We start from the raw sequence: 18,627 nt of genomic DNA, 5'->3' as shown, positions 1-18,627 counted from the left end.
CCCGAACCTACATCAGAACCGTAAAAATTACCCCAGCCAGAATCACCCGGTAAACCACGTACGGCCACATACCCACTTTATTCAGCCACTTCAGGAAGAAGTGGATGGCTGTGATGGCCATAACGAATGACGTAACGCCGCCGATCAGAAAGCCCGTCCAGTCTAAAGCGGTGTCCGTCATCGCCACTTCCAGAATCTTCACACCCGCCGCCAGCGCCGTAATCGGGATGGCCAGCAGGAATGAAAAGCGGGATGCTGCTTCGCGGCTGAGGCCCAGAAATAGGCCGGCGGTAATGGTGATGCCCGAGCGCGAGGTGCCGGGAACCAGGGAAATGGCTTGGGCCAGGCCAACAATTAATGCGTCTTTCCAGCGAATGGAGTCCAGCGAGCGATCGCGTTTGGGTATCCAGTCGGCCACACCCAACAGCAAACCGAACACCAGGGTGGTGGTGAAAATGATCGCAGGTGAGCGCAGCTCGTTATCGATCATGTCCAGCAGCGCCAACCCTGCCAGGCCTGCGGGGATGGTGCCAATCACAAGATAAAACGCCATGGCACCCTGGCCTACAATCCGACGCTGGGTCATGGATACCAGGCCGTCGCGGGCTATGCCGAACACATCGCGGCGGAAGTAGAGCACCACAGCCAGCAGGGTGCCCACATGAACGGCCAGGTCAAAGCCTACGCCCTGGTCCTGCCAGCCCAGCAGGGCTGGAGTAAGAATAAGATGGGCAGAGCTGGAGATGGGCAGAAATTCGGTCAGCCCCTGCAGTAGGCCAAGAAACACCGACTGAAAAAAGTCCATATCGTATCAATCCAAGGTTTCACAACAATCCGGGGCGCTAAAACAAGCCAAGGTATTACACACAGCGAGGGTCAGGACTGGTCTGGCACTTCGCGGATACGGCCCACTTCATCAATCGCCACGTAAACGAAGCGACCTTCGGTCACCTTGCGGCGATCTTCGGAATAGCGGTCCATCGTCCACACTTCTATTTTAATATTCATGGAGCTACGGCCAATTTCGATCAGTTCGCAATAACAGCCAACCTGCGAGCCAACCCGTACCGGCGACAAAAACTCCATCCGGTCCATAGCCACAGTGGCACTTCGGCCTTTGGATATCCTGGCCGCCATTGTGGCCGCTGCTATATCCATTTGCTTCACCAGCCAGCCTGAGAACACATCGCCGTTGGCGTTGGTATCGCCGGGGAATGGAATGATCCGCAGAATTAACTCGCCGAGGGGCATTGGGTTGTCGTCGTCAAAAGTGCTCATCACACAGACCTTTAAGAAAAGTGGCGAACTGCCAGTTTGGCAGATTCCTTAATTGTTTAGCTGCATGGTAATGCCGCGCCTGCCATTTGTCAGGTGTGTTTGCGGTTCTGATGGTGAATTTAAGTAATTTCAGCCTTTGTCATAAACCTGTCACAGAGAATGCCTAGTCTTGGGCCATCAAAACAGCAGATGTCGATATAAAAAGTGATGCAACCCAGGAGAAACACCGTGACTAAACTCTATAAAGCTCTGACAACAGTAACCCTTGCTGGCGCAATTGCGGCACTTTCGGCTCCGGCCATGGCTCGCGACACCATCAGCATTGTCGGCTCGTCAACGGTATATCCTTTTGCGACCGTGGTTGCTGAGCGCTTCGGGCGTAACACCGATTTCGCGACGCCCAAGATTGAGTCAACCGGTTCCGGTGGCGGTCTGAAGCTGTTCTGTCAAGGTGTTGGCACCCAGCACCCGGACATCACCAATGCTTCCCGTCGCATGAAGAAGAGCGAATTCGACATGTGCCAGGCCAATGGCGTCAAGGAAATCACCGAAGTACGTATCGGTGCTGACGGTATTGTTATGGCAAACTCCAAGGAAGCGGAAAAGCTCGACCTGTCCCTGAAGCAAATTTTCCTGGCGCTGGCCAAAGATGTACCTAACCCAGACGGCAGCAACGAGCTGATAGCCAACCCTTACATGAACTGGAGTGAAATCGACGCCAGTCTTCCGAATATTGCCATCAACGTAATGGGCCCGCCTCCGACGTCAGGCACCCGTGACGCGTTTGTTGAACTGGCGATGGAAAGCGGCTGCAAACAGTTCCCAATGATCGCGCAGATGGAAGACGACAACGAAGACAAGTTCAAGACCGTGTGTCAAAGCATGCGTGACGACGGCCCGTTCGTTGAAGCCGGCGAAAACGATAACCTGATTGTTCAGCGTCTGGCCCAAGACCCGGAAACGCTCGGTATCTTTGGCTATAGCTTCCTGATGGAAAACACTGGCCAGATCCAGGCCGCGACCGTGAACGGCGTCGAACCGACCCCCGAAGCGATTTCCAGCGATCAATATCCAGTAGCCCGTTCACTATGGTTTTACGTCAAAAAGGCGCACGTGGGCGTTGTTCCGGGTATTCAGGAATACATTTCCGAGTTTAGTAGCGAAGGCACCTGGGGTGATAACGGCTACCTGGTCGACGTAGGCCTGATACCGAGCCCGCGCAACGAGCGCATGAGAATTGCCAAAGCAGTGAAAGAACTGACGCCGATGACGGGCAACGAATTATAAGGCCGGTCAGGCGACGTCAAGGATGACAAAAAAGCAACGCGGGCTTTCAAGCCTGCGTTGCTTTTTTGCGATTGTATGAATATTTTTGTGCGGCAAACTGGCAGAATAAGCGCCCAGTTAACTTTAAACCACCAACACAGAGACTGTTATGCAGACGGCCAATCTTCTGCCCCTGGTTCTGGTTCTCGCCGTGGTTGCCTATAGCCTCGCTTATATGCGATCCCGGGCTGTGGCAGCGCCCCTTGGCGGCATCCGGAATCTCAAGGCTCTCCCTTTTTACTACGCGGCGCGAGCAGCACTTTGGTGCGCTATCCCGGCACTGGTTGTGTTAGCGGTCTGGGCTGGTTTTGAAGACAAGGTCATTCAAGGCATTGTGATCGCATCGCTGCCCCCGGATACCTGGCCCGAGTCGGCCGGACAGGCAAGCTTGATTCTTTCTCAAATCAGCAACGTAGCAGCTGGTAGCCTCAACCCTGAGTTTTTGCCGAAGCATATTACCGGGGCGGCTTCATTGCTGGAAGCCATGCAAGACAAGAGCGGAAACTTCAAAGCCATCCTGGTTGTGTTGATTGCAGTGTTGGGAGCAACCTTTGCCTGGACCCGCGTAGCGCCCCACATAAACGCCAGAAAAAACGTAGAAACCACCCTGCGCCGAATCTTCTTTGCGTGTGCTGCCTTGGCCGTGTTGACCACTGCAGGTATCGTATTCTCGGTCTTTCTTGAAACCATGCGTTTCTTCGACAGAGTGCCGATTACCGAGTTCCTGTTCGGAACCAGCTGGAGTCCTCAAACCGCTATACGGATCGATCAGATAGGTTCCGAAGGCGCTTTCGGTGTTATTCCCCTGTTTACCGGCACCCTGCTGATTTCTGCCATTGCTTTGTTGGTTGCAGTTCCCGTTGGCTTGCTGTCCGCCATCTACCTTGCAGAATATGCGAGCAAGCGTATGCGGTCGACGATAAAGCCTGTGCTGGAGATGTTGGCGGGTATTCCTACCGTCGTTTACGGCTTTTTCGCTGCGTTGACCGTTGCCCCGTTTATCCGTGACCTTGCTGCAATAGTGGGTATGGAAGCCTCCTCCCAGAGTGCTCTGGCCGCTGGCCTAGTGATGGGAATCATGATTGTGCCGTTCGTGTCATCGCTGTCAGATGATGTGATCAGCGCGGTACCTCAGACCATGCGCGATGGCTCGTTGGCTCTGGGTGCGACGCAGTCGGAAACTATGAAGAAGGTGATTTTCCCGGCGGCCCTGCCGGGCATTATTGGCGGTATTCTGCTGGCAGCGTCCCGTGCCATCGGTGAAACCATGATTGTGGTCATGGCGGCAGGCCTAGCGGCCAACCTGACGGCCAATCCGCTGGACTCGGTAACCACCGTAACCGTGCAGATTGCGACACTGCTGGTGGGTGACCAGGAGTTCGACAGCGCCAAGACACTTTCGGCCTTCGCTTTGGGCATGCTGCTGTTCATCGTCACGCTGCTGCTCAACGTGGTCGCTCTAAAGATAGTACGCAAATATAGGGAACAGTATGACTGATCAACGTTCTCAGGCGGAGATTGTCCGCAAATCGCTGAAACGCCGGTACCGTAAGGAGCGCAGGTTCCGGCTGTATGGAATTCTGGCGATTTTCATTGCACTCGCGTCCCTGTTTATCCTGTTCGCCGACATTATCAGCAAGGGACATACAGGGTTCGTAAAGACCACCATCACCCTGGACGTGTCTCTCGATTCGGGATTGATGTACCTGGATGATCCGACGGATAAAGACCAATGGTCCAACGCGAATTTCAAGGCGCCGATTCTCGCCGCCTTGCAGGCGCAAGTTCCTGAGGCAGCCGGCGCGGCTGAGAAGCGCGAGCTGGGCCGTTTTCTGGGTACCTTCGCAGACAGCGAAATCCGCAATTTACTGACAAAAAATCCGGAGCTTTTGAATACCACCCAAACCATTGAGTTTCCCACTCATGACCGGGTGTCGGTCTACGTCAAGCATGCGGACAACCCTCGGTACAGCATCAAACTCTCCGAACAGCAGCAGCGCTGGGTCGACGAGTTGGTGCAGAAAGGGATTATCGATACCAGCTTCAACGACGTGCTGTTTAGTCGAGGCGACTCCAGAGAGCCTGCCAACGCCGGTGTTCTTGGTGCGATTGTGGGTTCCTTATTGACCATGCTGGTGACCCTGGCCATTTCATTCCCCGTGGGAATTGCGGCGGCAGTCTATCTGGAAGAGTTCGCGCCCCAGAACAAGCTCACCGATTTTATCGAAGTGAATATCAATAACCTGGCGGCGGTACCGTCTATCATCTTTGGTTTGTTGGGCTTGGCGGTATTCATAAACCTGTTCGGAATGCCCCGGTCGGTTCCTGTCGTAGGTGGTTTGGTACTTGCGTTAATGACGCTTCCAACCATCATTATTTCCAGCCGTGCCGCCATCAAAAGTGTCCCGCCTTCAATACGGGAGGCAGCCGAGGGTGTTGGCGCCTCCAAGATGCAGGTGGTGCTTCACCACGTGGTGCCCCTGGCGATGCCCGGTATGCTGACCGGTTCCATCATCGGTATGGCTCAGGCTCTGGGTGAAACCGCACCGTTGCTGCTGATTGGCATGGTGGCGTTTATCGTGGATGTACCTGACGGGCTTTTCAGTTCAGCCACCGTGTTGCCGGTACAGATTTACCTCTGGGCGAGCAGCTCCGAGCAAGGTTTTGTGGAGCTGGCATCCGCCGCCATCATGGTGCTGCTTACCTTCATGATCATTATGAACGCATTGGCGATCTGGCTGCGAAAGCGGCTTGAGCGTCGCTGGTAAGGAGAATGATATGAACACGATGAGTCCGAGTATTTCCGCCGAAGCTGGCATGCGAGGCAAGGGGGCAGCGGTTCCCGTGCCTGACAGTCAGCGCAAAGATACCCTGATGGAAGACAAGCCCGAAGATACCGTGATTGAAGAAGGTAAGACGGTTGGAAAGCCATTTACCGCCGACCCTAAATTCAAACTGCGTAATGTAGACGTTTCCTACGGCGCAGATCGGGCAATCAAGAATATCAGCCTGGATATTGGCCGAAATGAGGTCATTGCCTTCATCGGTCCTTCGGGTTGCGGTAAATCAACCTTTTTGCGATGCCTGAATCGCATGAATGACAGCATTGATATTTGTCGCGTGAAAGGCTCCCTTGAGCTGGACGATCAGAACATCTATGACTCCAAGCGGGACGTGGTTGAACTGAGGGCTAGGGTAGGCATGGTGTTCCAAAAGCCGAATCCCTTCCCGAAATCGATTTATGACAATGTGGCCTATGGGCCCCGAATTCACGGGCTGGCAAATCGCAAGTCCGAGCTTGACGACATTGTCGAAAACAGCCTTCGCAAGGCGGGCTTGTGGAATGAGGCCAAAGACCGTCTGGATGCCATGGCAACCGGCATGTCCGGCGGCCAGCAGCAGCGCCTTTGTATTGCCCGCGCCATTGCTGTCAGTCCGGAAGTGATCCTGATGGACGAGCCCTGCTCGGCCCTTGACCCGATTGCAACTGCACGGGTAGAAGAACTGATTGCCGAGATGTCCGAAAGCTACACCATCGTTATTGTGACTCACTCCATGCAACAGGCGGCTCGAGTGTCCAACCGCACCGCTTACTTCCACATGGGTCACCTTGTGGAAGTGAACAAAACCGACACGGTGTTTACCTCTCCCCAGCACCCGTTGACCGAATCCTACATTACCGGCCGTTTCGGCTGAACCAGCCTGTGCCGGTAGGGCCAGAATATTTACGGAGCAACACAATGCCGAACAGCAAAGATCAGGTGTATGGCGATCACATCTCCGAGCGCTTCAACAACGAATTGTTGGAGCTGAAAACCCGTTTCCTGGAAATGGGCGGGATGGTGGAAGCGCAGGTTGGCAGTGCCGTGCAGGCGCTGACCGCCAATGACAGCGTTTTGGCGGAACAAGTGCGCGTGGGAGACCGTGGCGTTGACCAGATGGAAATTGGCATCGATGAAGAGGCCATACTCATCATCGCCCGGCGTCAGCCCGCGGCGCGGGATCTGAGACTGGTGATCGCGGTCATCAAAATGGTGGTTGACCTGGAGCGGGTGGGCGACGAAGCCAAAAAAATCGCCAAACTGGCGTTGAAACTGGAGGAAGAAGGCCAGACATCACTCGGCTACGTGGAGGTCCGCCACATTGGCAGCCATGTGCACGCCATGCTGCACGACTCCCTGGACGCCTTTGCGCGGCTGGACGCCGAACAGGCGCTGCGAGTGATGAAAGAAGACAAACGAGTGGATGAAGAGTATCAGGCTGCGGCCCGCACCCTTCTGACCCACATGATGGAAGATACCCGCAACATATCCCGCTGCATGTCGATCATGTGGGTACTGCGGGCTCTGGAACGGGTAGGAGACCACGCCTGTAACATTGCTGAAAACGTGATTTTCATGGTTAAGGGCGAAGATGTGCGCCATACGCCAATGGAAGAGACGGAGCGGGTGGTGGGGCGGTAGGACAAAGTTGAGCGCTAAGCCGAGCTTTGTGTCAGTGCCTCGCCTGCTGGGCCTTGAAAGGTGCTGGTTTAATGGGCGTCTATGGCCGTTGTTTCCGATCTACATGGTCGGCAGTGCGCCCGGCTGGCTGCAGCCAGCTTAGGGCTTCAAATTTCTGAGCTGCCTACTCGGCAGTGAAGGTGCAATGGTCAACGAATCCCGAACAGTGTAATAGTTTTTCTTCAGTCACAACCCGCAATATCCCGCCGTTGAATGTGTGAGGTCGTCCGCGCTGCTCCTAAGCATGATCTAGGGCTTTGACAGTCAATTTTCTGCGGCTGGGCTTGATGGCATTGCCCAGCCCACTGCAAGGCAGGCTGACAGGTCGAGAACCACTGCCAGATAACTCTAACGTTGACCGCTCCAGATGTAAGTGATGTCGCCACACCAAACTTGATTCGGCCGTTCTACAGTCAACTTACGAGTCAGGTTGTTTGCAGGCCAACCCTAACTCGCCCATCAGCCTGAGTACCTTGAAACACCGAACTTCAGCTCCGCATCTGGAAACGGTTAAGCCGGAGGGGTAGCCGGTCGGCTTTTCGCCAGAAATAGACATCTGTAGTGTTTACCCAAAAAAGCAACATCTTGAATTAGGTCTATACTGAATATAAGTATATTAAAGCGAGTTCATTCGGATGAAAAAGAAAGTTAACGCTAGCAAGCTAATTGATATCAATGGTTCTAAAAGAACGACTATCGTACCCTCCGTCATTGTCGGTATTGGTGCTTCTGATAGCAGCTTGAAACTATTTTTCTCACACAAAATTCATCGGAAATAAGCTTGAATGAATCATTCTAAATCTTCACAGCTAAAATCATCTGCGAAGATTATTTTAGCTGGATTTATAATGATAATTTTATTGGTGATGTTGTTCGCTCTTCTGGTGTCACGTGAAAATACAAAACTGGCTGAACTTAATAACAAAATCTACCATCATCCCTTCTCGTTCAGTGTCGCTGTATTTGAAATAAATATCGACATCCTTGCCATGCACCAATATATGAAAGATGTTGCGTTAGCAAAAAACAAAAATGAATTAGAAGTAGCTATCTCTCTAGTAGAAAAACATAAAAATGACGTATATCAAAATTTCAAATTAATCAAAGAACGTTTTCTTGGAAACCAAGAAACAATTAATTCTGCATATATAACTTTTGTTGATTGGAAACCTATACGTAATGAAGTTATTAACTTGAAATTTGACAAGCAAGGTCAACTGGCGGCTGCTATTAACAGAGGAAAAAGCGCAGCATACGTTAAAGTGCTAAACCAAAGAATGAATGTTTTGAAAGATCTCGCTCGTAAAAAAGCGATTGAATTTAAGAGTGATAGTCAAAATGCTCATGATGCCAGCAAGTCTTATCTCTATGCTATGCTCATTTTCACACTCTTGTCGGCTGTGATGACGGCAATTTTTGTTATTTTACTCGTCAGAAAAGCTGATGATTACCGCAATAAAGTAGAAGAACGCTTTTACCGCATTGTCAATAAATCTGAAGTTTCTATTAAGAAAAGCGAGAATGAACTTAAGCTAGCCAACAAAGAACTTACCCTTAGAAATAAAGATAGAGATAAGCGAGAAGATGAATTGGTTATTGCCGAGGAAGAAAAGGATAAGCTAGCAGATGAGTTAGTTATTGCCGAGGAAGAAAAAGGTAAGCGAGCAGATGAGTTAGTGCTTGCCAACGAAGAGCTTGCCTTTCAAAACGCAGAGAAGGATAAACGAGCAGATGAGTTAGTGCTTGCCAACGAAGAACTTGCCTTTCAAAACGCAGAGAAGGATAAACGAGCAGATGAGTTAATTATTGCCAACGAAGAAAAAGAAAAACGAGCAAGTGAATTAGCCCTTGCCGCCAGTGTATTCACTCATGCCCGTGAATGCATCATCATTACTGATGCTGACGCCACCATTATTGATGTTAACGACACTTTCATTCATATAACAGGTTTTAGTCGTGAAGAGGCTATTGGACAGAATGCACGTATGCTTCAATCAGGTCGGCAATCTCGGGATTTTTATATCGTTATGTGGCATGCGCTACTGACAGATGGCTATTGGTCTGGTGAATTATGGAATCGTCGTAAAAATGGCGAAATGTATGCTGAAATGAAAACGATTAGCGCTGTACAAAATAAGCACGGCATTATTACCCATTACGTTTCTTTAGGTAACGACATCACTCCAATGAAAAAGCATCAAGATCAGCTAGAATGGTTGGCTAATTATGATGTGTTAACCAGTCTACCTAATCGCACATTGCTCGCTGATCGCCTCGGCCAAGCAATGGTTCAAAGCCAACGCCATCATAATTCAGTCGCTGTGGTATTTTTGGATTTAGATAGCTTTAAAGACATTAATGACTCTCATGGTCATGATGTGGGGGACGAACTGTTGATTATCGTTTCGCGCCATATGAAAAAGGCCTTACGTGAGGGGGACACGCTTGCCCGTATTGGTGGTGATGAATTTGTGGCTGTATTAGCTGATTTAGCCAGCGTTGAAGATTATGAGCCGGTATTAGAGCGATTTTTACTGGCAGCGTCTCAACCTATTACAGTCGGCGAGGTGGTAATAAAGGTGTCAGCCAGTATTGGCGTTACTCTCTACCCGCAAGATAATGTGGACGCAGACTTGCTCATGCGCCATGCGGATCAAGCCATGTATGTGGCGAAAGAATTGGGAAAGAATCGTTATCACTTCTTTGATACCGTTCAAGATAACGCTCTTAAAGTAAAAATGGAAAACCTGAAGACTATTCGCAGCGCATTAGATAATCATCAATTTGTGCTTTATTATCAGCCTAAGGTTAATATGAGGACAGGTTTGGTGATGGGTATCGAGGCACTGATTCGCTGGCAACATCCAGAACGCGGCCTATTAAATCCAATCGAGTTCTTGCCGGTCATTGAAAAAAATCCCATGATTATTGAAATGGGGGAGTGGGTCATTGATACTGCACTGACACAAATCAGCCAATGGCAAGCAGTAGGGATCGATCTACCTATAAGTATCAGCGTAAATATTGCACCAATACAATTACGGCAGCCTTATTTTGCGGAGAGGCTAGCCACTCTGCTATCGGCTCACCCCGATGTTGAGCCGCGCTATTTAGAGCTAGAGGTGCTGGAAACAAGCGCCTTAGATGATTTTCAGCATGTATCAACTATTATGGACGCTTGTATAAAACTTGGCGTAAACTTCGCCTTAGATGATTTTGGCACCGGCTACTCATCACTGACACATCTTAGACGTTTACCTGCCCGCCTGATTAAAGTAGATCAAAGCTTTGTACGCGACATGCTTGTTGATGCTGATGACCTTGCCATTGTTGAAGGCGCAATAGTCTTAGTTAAAACATTCAAGCGTGAGGTGATTGCAGAAGGTGTTGAAACGATTGAGCATGGCACTGCTTTATTGCAACTAGGCTGTGAATTAGCACAAGGATATGGCATTGCTAGGCCGATGCCTGCAAGTGATGTTCCCGCGTGGATTAGTGATTGGAAGCCCGATGGTGGTTGGCAGGCTTGAATAAATTGTAGATAAATTTAAGATCCGGCGACTTTACGGCTGTGCTACCTCCATTCCTGGAACTTCGCATCGCTAAAATCACTCAACGTTGATTTATAACTGAAGCGACTGTTTAGCTAGGTTGCAAACTGGCGAGCGATATCGCTCGCCAGTCATTTTTTGCCCGTTGTTGTTTGAATTTTTCGTCCAGCTCAGTTCTGTAAGGGCTAAGCCACAGTTGTTCTGCAAAGCTCAACTCGGTTTCGACGTTCCAGCCGCGCTGAGCGTGCAGTTGTTGAACCTCTGCGGCGCAAATCAACAGAATATCGACCAACTCGTCTACCATCGCAGCCCTCTGGTCACGGCGTCCGACAGTACCGATTCGCTCCAGATAATCACGCAGACTTTTCACCGTTCGCCGCGCACGGCGATCGCACTGCCGCCAGAATGAGGGTTTGCTTCCGGACGGCGTGTTGATTTGAGTGTTCCAGGCTGGCGGTTGTGATGAGAATAGAAAACCGCGGCTGTAACAACCGGTATTCAGCTGGGAAATGTTTTCCGGCTTGGTGTCACCAAAACTTTGAACTGCTGTATTTGGAAAGCGCACCGTTTCTTCGGCACAATAGCGGCCTTTTTTGCGAGCTTCGCGGATGCGTTTAGACGATTCGGAATAAAGACTATCGGTTATCTTGGTGCAGAGGTTCTGGTTGAGTGTCGAGGCGTACAGCGGACTGATTAGGTGACACCCACCTTCAACCGGAAAGTAGATTTGCTTGGATAACTGACCGCTTTTTGCTTTTTATCGTGAAGCGCTGCCTCTAACTCATGTAACCAGGACTGATACTGCTGGTTATCCGCTGGCTTTTATATCAGTAGCATCTTCGCTGGGCTGAAGAAAAACGCCCATTCCCCTCGTGTCTGAGTGGGTATATTTGGCGCATGGGTCACCATGCTGATCTGGCCGGCGCGTTTTTCTTGCAGTTTCTATTCAAGCTTGATGACGGCGTCAGGCTCTGCATTTGCGCTCTGCCATGGTTTCAATGAGATTTTTTGGCGGATGCCCGAAAAGACGGGCGTTAAGCTGCGTGTGTTCCATGTTCACTAGGCTGTGCTTGGAATCGAGTTCGGCGTTCGCTTGAATACGCGGTATGGCGCTGACGTCGGTGTAATGTTTGGGCTGCAGGATGTTGTCCAGGCAATGACGGGCCAATATTTTGCTTCCCAGTCGGTGAAAAAGAGTTGCGGCGAATTCCAGTCTGCATTGAGCGTTTTGCCTTCCACCTTTTACAAGTAAACGGCCATGTTTCAGGTCGTAAATGTTGGCCCGTTTCTAGTGCAGAATGGTGTTCAAATTGCAGGGTGAGAAATCATCCATGAAGACACCTTGTAAGCGGACGGCTAAACTGAGCGATCTGTCGACAATATGGTTACTGTGGTTTCAGATATTTATTGAGTCCAGCCGTCAAATCTCTTCCGGACGTCCAAACAAGTATCCCTGAAAATTCTGGCATCCGTGATTAGCCAGCCAGTCTCTTTGCTCTTCCGTCTCTACCCCTTCGGCAATGACTTCCAGATTCAGCCCCTTGGCCAGCCCGATTATGGACTCCACAATGGCGGAGTTTGCCAGGTTGTTCGTTACCTCATTTATAAACGACTGATCTATCTTGATCTGATCCAGCGGCAACTGGTTGAGATAGCTCATCGAAGAATAACCTGTGCCAAAGTCGTCCAATGAAAAGCGAACTCCCATAGAACGGAGACGATTCATCATCTCAGTGATCCGCTCGGGGTCATTCATTAACAGGCTCTCGGTCACCTCAAGTTTCAGCAAGCCTGGTGGCGCACCTGTTTTCTCAAGAATCTGGCCCACCTGTTCTACGAAGTTATTACTCTGAAACTGAATGATGCTGACATTCACTGCAAGACTGAGCCCAGAGGTTGTTGGCTCTGACTGCCAAACAGCCAACTTTTCACACGCCTGTTCGATAACCCACCGACCGATAGGTAGAATAAGTCGGCTTTGTTCGGCTATCGGAATGAAAACGGCGGGGGATACGATGCCCCGTTCCGGGTGACGCCAGCGCAAGAGCACCTCGTAGCCGAGCAACCGATTCGGCTTGCGGATCTGGGGCTGGTAATACAACACAAGCTGATTTTCCGCTAACGCATTCCGCAATTCGTCTTCTAGCAGAACGTGCTGAACAACCTGAGCTTGTATTTCAGGGTCGAAGAACGAGATGCGCATTTCACCCCGAAGCTTCGCCCGCTCTTTTGCCTGCTGGGTGGCCTGCTCAGCTTTCTGGAGTTGCTGATCGCAAACCGCCGTTCGCCCATTGATCATAGTGATGCCGATACTGACACTTACCTGTATTTTCTGTTCCAGGACCTCAATCGGGAGGGCAAAGGCATCAAGAATTTTGTCTGCAACATTCTCCACAGAGCGCGCAGCAACGTCCTGAGATGAGCCTAGGCTGGACAACAGGATTGCAAATTCGTCACCTCCGACGCGCGCAAGCGTATCACTCTCACGGACAATGCCAGCCAGCTGCTCTGCGATGGACTTCAGGACCAGATCACCAAACCCGTACCCTCTGGCGTCATTCACCGCACGTAACTGCTCGACATCGACATATAAAAGGGCAGCATGGGCATTGTGTTTAATATTGGCGTTGCAGACGCCAGAGATCCTCTCTTCGAGCAGCGTCTTATTTGCGAGCCCCGTCAGCGAATCGTAGAACGCCAATTGATGCGCATTCCGCTCGGCTTTCTTCCGCTTGGTGATATCGTGAAAGGTTCCCACATAGTTCTGGACAACGCCGGATTTTCCACAAATCGCGGTGATCGTCAGCCATTCCGCATACGCCTCCCCATCTTTTCGGAGGTTCCATATTTCACCCTCCCATGAGCCACTTTCCCGAACCCGGGCCCAGAGATAATGGTAGAAAGTGGCATCTTGCAGGCCGGATTGAAGAACGTTCGGGGTCTTTCCCAAAACGTCATGCTCGGCATAACCGGTGATCCGGGAAAACGCTTTATTGGCCCTCAGTATTATACTATTCTCGTCGGTTATTATTATGCCGAGGTGGGTCTCGAACGCGGTGGAAGCAATACGCAGCTCAGCCTCGAGAACTTTGTCTTCGGTGATGTCTCGCACTAAGGTCAGGAAACCACTGTGCTGGCCTTCTAAGTCTGTTAGCGGGTTTACCCTAGCCTCATAATCGCGGGCCCCGCCGTCAATAAACAACTGGTATTCAATATTCTGCATTTTCTGTGATTTTTCGACGTCTGTTTTAATTCTGTCGAACCGGGCAGCGAGTTCGGGCGGCAGTACTTCGCTGTAATGCAGGCCAAGCAGTTTTGCCACAGGCCTCATTAGCTGGCCTTTGTCCTGCGCATGAGCAAAGGTAAACCTTCCGTGTTCATCGAACACAAAGGTCGAATCCGGAATAGAGTTAACAAGGGCCTGTAATCGACTTTCATTGGCCTGCGCGTGTTGCTGCAAACTCCTCCGTTGCCGGTTCTCGTGCAATAGCTCATTCTCAAAGGCCAGTCTTCGGCAGAACTGCTTCAGAAAAAACAGGCCGATGATCGCAACCAGTAAAATGCCGGTAGCCCCAACCCAAAGACTCTGGTGCCAATCTTGTAACGCCACTGACGCTTTCTCGCCAACAACAACGATATAGGGTGCACCCGGAACACGTTTGAAAGCGTAAAATCTAGATTTACCATCATTAGGAATAGGCCCTTCGATTATTACCTGGTAGCTGTCGGAGCCACTGTCGATAAAACGGCGGGCCAGCGAATCCGTAAGAATTTGCCCCGGGCGGACTGCGGCTCCGGCGACGACCGGAAGGCGGGCCACCAGCATCATCGACTCGTCCAGAATGGCAATGCTCTGACCAGCGGACAAAGATAACCCGGCCAGCGATCCAGAGAGCACATCCGGCGGTTGACGCGCCACAATCACATTAGCGACGTCGCCCGTGTCGGAATGTAGCTTACTCAACATCCAGATCTCAAGCTCACCTGTGACGGGGTCCGTGTACAGCGGCGTTACAACCTCTCGGTTCGGGTTGTCAGACAAGTATCTTGCAATTAAGGGCCAGTCAGGAGCTCCGGTTACGTTCTGGGCCATTGGTGGGTAGAAAAAATGGCCAGCTGGATTGGCGACGAACAGCTCGCCTACGAATCCGAGGGTGGGTACTGTTTTACCCAGATACGGTTCTATGTTTTCAGGGCGAGTGTCCCCGGGGGTATATGGCCTGCGTACCAGAGGCTGAGCAGATCCTGCGAAAGTCCGCAGTTCGTACCCAGCAGAAAGCAGCCGGTTAGCAACCATTTCAGCCGCGAGATCGGCATTGGCGGCAGAGCGATTAGTCGCCGTCTCGGAAGCCTGCCTGTAGGTACTCTGAGCTACGTAACCGGCAGACGCCACCAGCCCTAGCAAAGCGAGAATGTATAACGCAATGGGAAGGCGGTAAGCTAATGGCAAATTTAACTTCGTTTTATTTTTCTGTTCGGTCATTCAGACTACCCACAAACCATTATTTATGGCGTTTGGCGACAAACCCAAGCACCCAGAAAAGTAAACACTGAGCGAGGTATAGTAACTCAAAATCAAAAGGTGTGAGTAAACAGCAGTCATCAGTGGTTTTGCTTTCTGCCCACTATCCGGAGAACCGCAGCATGAAAAACCTTTTGCATTCCTGTTCACAAAAATTCCGTCAATAACCGTTAAAAAGGTGCAAAAATGGCGCCCGTTTCAGGCGCCGCCTTTCACTTTTTCAAGCAGTGCTTGCTCTACGCCTGCTTCATTTTGTCGGAGTAAGGCGGCCATCCCAGAGGTTTACCAGCCAGCAGATGCAAGTGGATGTGAAACACGGTTTGGCCGGAGTTTTCGCCACAGTTCATGACTGTGCGGTAGCCGTCGTCGGCGAAGCCCATTTCTTTCGCCAGCTTGGCGGCCACGTAATACAGATTGCCCACCAGCTCCCTATCGTCTTCGGTGATGTCGTTAATGGTAGCAATGTGCCTTTTCGGAATAATCAGCAGGTGCACGGGGGCTTGCGGGTTAATGTCGCGAAACGCCAGGGTGGTGTCGTCTTCGTACACGATGTCGGCGGGAATTTCCCGGTTGATGATCTTGGTGAACAGGGTTTCTGACATAACAGGATCCTTGTATAAAGTGAAGTTCAATCCAGACCCATGGCGTAACGGGCTACGCGGTTGCGGGCGAAGGGCAGTGCCTGCGCGGCGCCCAGGCCCAGATTACGCAACAGGTGCAGGGGTGGAACGCGGTTGCTGAACAGATGATAAAAGGCATCCATAGCCAGCATCATGCGGCGGTTAGCCGGTCGGCGCTGGTTTTCGTATTGGCTCAATAAGGCGGGGTCGGCCAGGTCGGTGCCGTTGTTGCGGGCAACAATCAATAGCTGTTGCAGGCATTGGGCGTCCTGAAAACCCAGGTTCACGCCTTGGCCGGCCAATGGATTGATGGTGTGGGCTGCATCGCCAGCCAACACCACACGGCCCTGGTAATAATGTTTGGCGTGTTGGCGGGCAATGGGGAAGCTGGCGCGGGTGTCTATATGCGTTAGCTCAGGCAGCTGTTGGGGAAATTCCTGCTGAATTTCGGCCATCAGCTGTTCTATGGGCATAGCTTTGAGCTGTGCAAGCAGGGCGGGGGCGTCGTACCACACCAGCGAGCCCCAGCTTTCGCCGGGAAATTCTTCGCCGGCAGTGTGCAACGGCAAAAAAGCCCGCGGGCCAGAGGGTAAAAATCCCTGCCAGGTGATGTCTTCTACCGCGCCGCGGTAGCGCACAGACATCACCATGGCCTGTTGGTCGTATTGGCTGCGTGTGACGCCAATGCCGGCCAGATCGCGCATTCGGGATTGGGCACCGTCGGCGCCTACCACCAAGGTTGCCGTAATGGCGGTCGCGTTATCCAGGTCCAACTGAGCGTGATTGTTGTTCTGGATGAGGTTTGTAACCGCAACGCCCGGCATTAAAGTGATGTTCGGCTGGGTAATCGCGGCCTGCCAGAGAGCCGCCTGGGTAACGCTGTTTTCTACGATGTGGCCAAGGTGGCTGGCGCCCAACTTGTTGGCGTTAAATTCCACCCGTGCCAGGGGCTTTGGCAGCAGCCGGGTAAGCGGGTGCGAGGACTGGTCCCACACCGCCAGGCGGCGATAGGGCGTGGCGCGCATGGCCAGAACGGTGTCCCAGGCCTTTAGGTTTTGCAGGTAGCGTTCACTGCCGGCGCTGAGCGCGGACACGCGAATATCCGGCGTGCTGCCTGGCACAAATTCGGGAGCGCCAGCAAAGTCAATCAGCGCCACGCGAAAACCGTTGCGGCCCAGGCCTGTCGCAAGGGCTGCACCCACCATGCCGGCGCCGACAACTGCAATATCAAATGCTTGCGTCATATCGGGTTCCTGTTTGTGGTGATCAGTTTACGCGATGGCAACGAACAGGCAAACCGTGGAGTTGATGTGCGGTCACGCCGCCATAGCAACGATATGGAAAGTTACAGTGCCTGGGCAGACCCAGAGGCGGCCGGCTGTTTGCGTTTTACCAGCCACGCCGGTTTGGCAACACCGGGTTTGTTAAAGCCCTGGTTCAGAATCGTCGGCCGGGCAAGAGCCAGAAAGTCGGCGGTTTTCATGTGGATGGATTTGCTGTGGCTGCCGGCGGCGAACGCCAGTTCGGGCTGTTGGGTCAGCGCTTCGGCGCAATACACGTTCATGCCGTAAAGCTCGCCAAAGGGGGGCATGGCGCCGACTTCGCACTGAGGGAACAGGTTTTGGAACGTCTGTTCATCGGCCAGTTCAACAAAATCGGTGTCCAGAATCTGTGACAGCCGGTGCCAACGTACGCGCCAGGTGGCGGGCATCACCAGCATGGCTATTTTGCCATCCAGCTCGATGATCACGGTTTTAACCACCCGGTCTCCGGCAATGCCAACGTGCCTCGCCAATTGGCGGGCGCTGAATGCGGGCGGATGAGACATGCACAAGTATTCTACGCCTGCGCTGTCGAGGTATTGTTGTAATGCATTTGCGGGCACGGTGGCGGCCTCCTCATCATTAACGGCACCTGCTGTTACTGATGAGCTTAGCCGAGGTTTCAGGGATTGCGAAACTCGGCTGTAGGCTTTTTGCGCTCAGACTTAGTCGGCCTTGTACATGTGCACATCGCGCTGGGGGAAGGGAATACTGATGCCTTCGGCGTCAAACGCCTTCTTCACGCGTTCCTGCATGTCCCAGTAGAACGGCCACAGGTCTGCGGATTTGGTCCAGGCGCGGACGGTCAAGTTAACAGAGCTGTCGCCCAGGCCGCCTACCACAACCATTGGTTCCGGGTCTTTCAGAGCGCGTTCGTCTTCTTCAATCAGGCGCTTGATGGTGGCTTTGGCTTTGTCGATGTCGTCACCGTAGCCAATGCCAAAGCTCATGTCGCAGCGGCGGGTAGGGTAGGCGCTGAGGTTGGTTAGGCTGGAGTTGGACAGGTCGCCGTTGGGAATAATAATGCGGCGGTTATCAAAGGTATTAACGATGGTGTACAAAATAGAGATTTCCACCACCGAGCCCAGGTAGCCTTGGGCTTCGATGACATCGCCCACTTTGAATGGCTTGAAGATCAGAATCAGCACGCCGCCGGCGAAATTGCCCAGGCTGCCTTGCAGTGCCAGGCCGATGGCCAGGCCGGCAGCACCAATAATAGCGATGAAGGAGGTAGTGGCAATGCCCACCATGGAGGCAACGGAAATCAGCAGCAGAATTTTCAGAACTGCTGATAGCAGGCCACACAGGAAGGTATTCAGCGTCGGGTCTTTTTTGCCAAGTTTGCTATCCAGTAAGCGAACAAACCGGTTAATCAGCCACATACCCACAATGAGGGTGATAATGGCCAGTACCACTTTGGGTGCGTATGCCATGACCAGTGTGATGGCTTGGTCGACCAGCTCTGTGGCGCGGCCGTCGGCGCTGAATAAATCTTCCATAGCAAAC

Annotated in this window: 14 protein-coding genes and 2 pseudogenes; 6 read left to right on the top strand and 10 right to left on the bottom strand. The window is 52.0% G+C overall.

Annotated features, from left to right (window positions below; translation table 11 throughout):
• Positions 1 to 7 precede the first annotated feature (7 nt).
• The gene (locus MRBBS_RS17310; protein ID WP_014872898.1) at positions 8 to 805 is read right to left on the bottom strand and encodes an undecaprenyl-diphosphate phosphatase; all 798 of its coding nucleotides are present in this window, start codon (positions 803 to 805) and stop codon (positions 8 to 10) included.
• Between the two features lie 71 nt (positions 806 to 876).
• Positions 877 to 1,278 carry an acyl-CoA thioesterase gene (locus MRBBS_RS17305; RefSeq protein WP_014872897.1) on the bottom strand — a complete coding sequence of 134 codons (402 nt, stop codon included), beginning with the start codon at positions 1,276 to 1,278 and terminating at the stop codon, positions 877 to 879.
• A 228-nt stretch (positions 1,279 to 1,506) separates the two neighbouring features.
• Between MRBBS_RS17305 and MRBBS_RS17300 the strand changes: the two genes are divergently transcribed.
• From MRBBS_RS17300 to phoU, 5 genes are all read left to right on the top strand, one after another.
• Positions 1,507 to 2,565, top strand: a complete 1,059-nt coding sequence (locus tag MRBBS_RS17300) for a substrate-binding domain-containing protein (protein WP_014872896.1) — start codon at positions 1,507 to 1,509, stop codon at positions 2,563 to 2,565.
• 148 nt (positions 2,566 to 2,713) lie between these two features.
• Entirely contained in the window at positions 2,714 to 4,102 is a 1,389-nt protein-coding gene (pstC, locus tag MRBBS_RS17295; RefSeq protein WP_014872895.1) for a phosphate ABC transporter permease subunit PstC, read from the top strand.
• A complete protein-coding gene (gene pstA, locus MRBBS_RS17290; RefSeq protein ID WP_014872894.1) occupies positions 4,095 to 5,372 on the top strand; it encodes a phosphate ABC transporter permease PstA in 1,278 nt (425 codons plus the stop codon). The genes pstC and pstA overlap by 8 nt, the downstream gene beginning before the upstream one ends.
• Positions 5,373 to 5,382: 10 nt before the next feature.
• Positions 5,383 to 6,300 (top strand): phosphate ABC transporter ATP-binding protein PstB, encoded by a 918-nt coding sequence (gene pstB, locus MRBBS_RS17285; protein ID WP_014872893.1) that lies wholly within the window; start codon positions 5,383 to 5,385, stop codon positions 6,298 to 6,300.
• Positions 6,301 to 6,344: 44 nt separating this feature from the next.
• Positions 6,345 to 7,067, top strand: a complete 723-nt coding sequence (phoU, locus tag MRBBS_RS17280) for a phosphate signaling complex protein PhoU (RefSeq protein ID WP_014872892.1) — start codon at positions 6,345 to 6,347, stop codon at positions 7,065 to 7,067.
• Positions 7,068 to 7,347: 280 nt separating this feature from the next.
• Here the strand turns inward: phoU and MRBBS_RS20150 are convergent.
• Positions 7,348 to 7,541, bottom strand: a pseudogene (locus tag MRBBS_RS20150) (DDE-type integrase/transposase/recombinase); the annotation flags it as partial.
• 413 nt (positions 7,542 to 7,954) lie between these two features.
• Here MRBBS_RS20150 and MRBBS_RS18710 point away from each other — a divergent pair.
• A complete protein-coding gene (locus MRBBS_RS18710) occupies positions 7,955 to 10,636 on the top strand; it encodes a putative bifunctional diguanylate cyclase/phosphodiesterase (protein ID WP_014872889.1) in 2,682 nt (893 codons plus the stop codon).
• A 112-nt stretch (positions 10,637 to 10,748) separates the two neighbouring features.
• On the opposite strand, the pseudogene MRBBS_RS17270 reads toward MRBBS_RS18710, so the two are convergent.
• The 7 genes and pseudogenes from MRBBS_RS17270 to MRBBS_RS17240 all read right to left on the bottom strand — a co-directional run.
• Positions 10,749 to 11,399 (bottom strand): annotated as a pseudogene (locus MRBBS_RS17270) (type I-F CRISPR-associated protein Csy1); the annotation flags it as partial.
• A 222-nt stretch (positions 11,400 to 11,621) separates the two neighbouring features.
• Positions 11,622 to 11,825: a hypothetical protein gene (locus MRBBS_RS17265; RefSeq protein WP_014872887.1), complete on the bottom strand. Its 204-nt coding sequence runs from the start codon at positions 11,823 to 11,825 to the stop codon at positions 11,622 to 11,624.
• A 252-nt stretch (positions 11,826 to 12,077) separates the two neighbouring features.
• The gene (locus MRBBS_RS17260) at positions 12,078 to 15,140 is read right to left on the bottom strand and encodes an EAL domain-containing protein (RefSeq protein ID WP_014872885.1); all 3,063 of its coding nucleotides are present in this window, start codon (positions 15,138 to 15,140) and stop codon (positions 12,078 to 12,080) included.
• A gap of 275 nt (positions 15,141 to 15,415) precedes the next feature.
• Entirely contained in the window at positions 15,416 to 15,781 is a 366-nt protein-coding gene (locus tag MRBBS_RS17255; RefSeq protein ID WP_014872884.1) for a histidine triad nucleotide-binding protein, read from the bottom strand.
• 26 nt (positions 15,782 to 15,807) lie between these two features.
• Positions 15,808 to 17,043 (bottom strand): FAD-dependent monooxygenase, encoded by a 1,236-nt coding sequence (locus MRBBS_RS17250; RefSeq protein ID WP_014872883.1) that lies wholly within the window; start codon positions 17,041 to 17,043, stop codon positions 15,808 to 15,810.
• Positions 17,044 to 17,144: 101 nt separating this feature from the next.
• A complete protein-coding gene (locus MRBBS_RS17245) occupies positions 17,145 to 17,684 on the bottom strand; it encodes an aminoacyl-tRNA deacylase (RefSeq protein WP_014872882.1) in 540 nt (179 codons plus the stop codon).
• 102 nt (positions 17,685 to 17,786) lie between these two features.
• Positions 17,787 to 18,620: a mechanosensitive ion channel family protein gene (locus MRBBS_RS17240; RefSeq protein ID WP_014872881.1), complete on the bottom strand. Its 834-nt coding sequence runs from the start codon at positions 18,618 to 18,620 to the stop codon at positions 17,787 to 17,789.
• Between the last annotated feature and the right edge of the window lie 7 nt (positions 18,621 to 18,627).

The sequence above is a fragment of the Marinobacter sp. BSs20148 genome (assembly GCF_000283275.1).
In the GTDB taxonomy this organism is placed as follows: Bacteria; Pseudomonadota; Gammaproteobacteria; order Pseudomonadales; family Oleiphilaceae; genus Marinobacter; species Marinobacter psychrophilus.
The sequence above is the reverse complement of the archived record's forward strand: the minus strand, read 5'-3'. Positions and strand labels throughout refer to the sequence as shown.

What these genes read in the sequence shown, in the direction of transcription:
- MRBBS_RS17310 (WP_014872898.1), bottom strand. Translation starts at nt 805, where the DNA reads ATGGACTTTTTTCAGTCGGTGTTTCTTGGCCTACTGCAGGGGCTGACC.
- MRBBS_RS17305 (WP_014872897.1), bottom strand. Translation starts at nt 1,278, where the DNA reads ATGAGCACTTTTGACGACGACAACCCAATGCCCCTCGGCGAGTTAATT.
- pstC (WP_014872895.1), top strand. Translation starts at nt 2,714, where the DNA reads ATGCAGACGGCCAATCTTCTGCCCCTGGTTCTGGTTCTCGCCGTGGTT.
- pstA (WP_014872894.1), top strand. Translation starts at nt 4,095, where the DNA reads ATGACTGATCAACGTTCTCAGGCGGAGATTGTCCGCAAATCGCTGAAA.
- pstB (WP_014872893.1), top strand. Translation starts at nt 5,383, where the DNA reads ATGAACACGATGAGTCCGAGTATTTCCGCCGAAGCTGGCATGCGAGGC.
- phoU (WP_014872892.1), top strand. Translation starts at nt 6,345, where the DNA reads ATGCCGAACAGCAAAGATCAGGTGTATGGCGATCACATCTCCGAGCGC.
- MRBBS_RS18710 (WP_014872889.1), top strand. Translation starts at nt 7,955, where the DNA reads ATGATAATTTTATTGGTGATGTTGTTCGCTCTTCTGGTGTCACGTGAA.
- MRBBS_RS17260 (WP_014872885.1), bottom strand. Translation starts at nt 15,140, where the DNA reads ATGACCGAACAGAAAAATAAAACGAAGTTAAATTTGCCATTAGCTTAC.
- MRBBS_RS17255 (WP_014872884.1), bottom strand. Translation starts at nt 15,781, where the DNA reads ATGTCAGAAACCCTGTTCACCAAGATCATCAACCGGGAAATTCCCGCC.
- MRBBS_RS17250 (WP_014872883.1), bottom strand. Translation starts at nt 17,043, where the DNA reads ATGACGCAAGCATTTGATATTGCAGTTGTCGGCGCCGGCATGGTGGGT.
- MRBBS_RS17240 (WP_014872881.1), bottom strand. Translation starts at nt 18,620, where the DNA reads ATGGAAGATTTATTCAGCGCCGACGGCCGCGCCACAGAGCTGGTCGAC.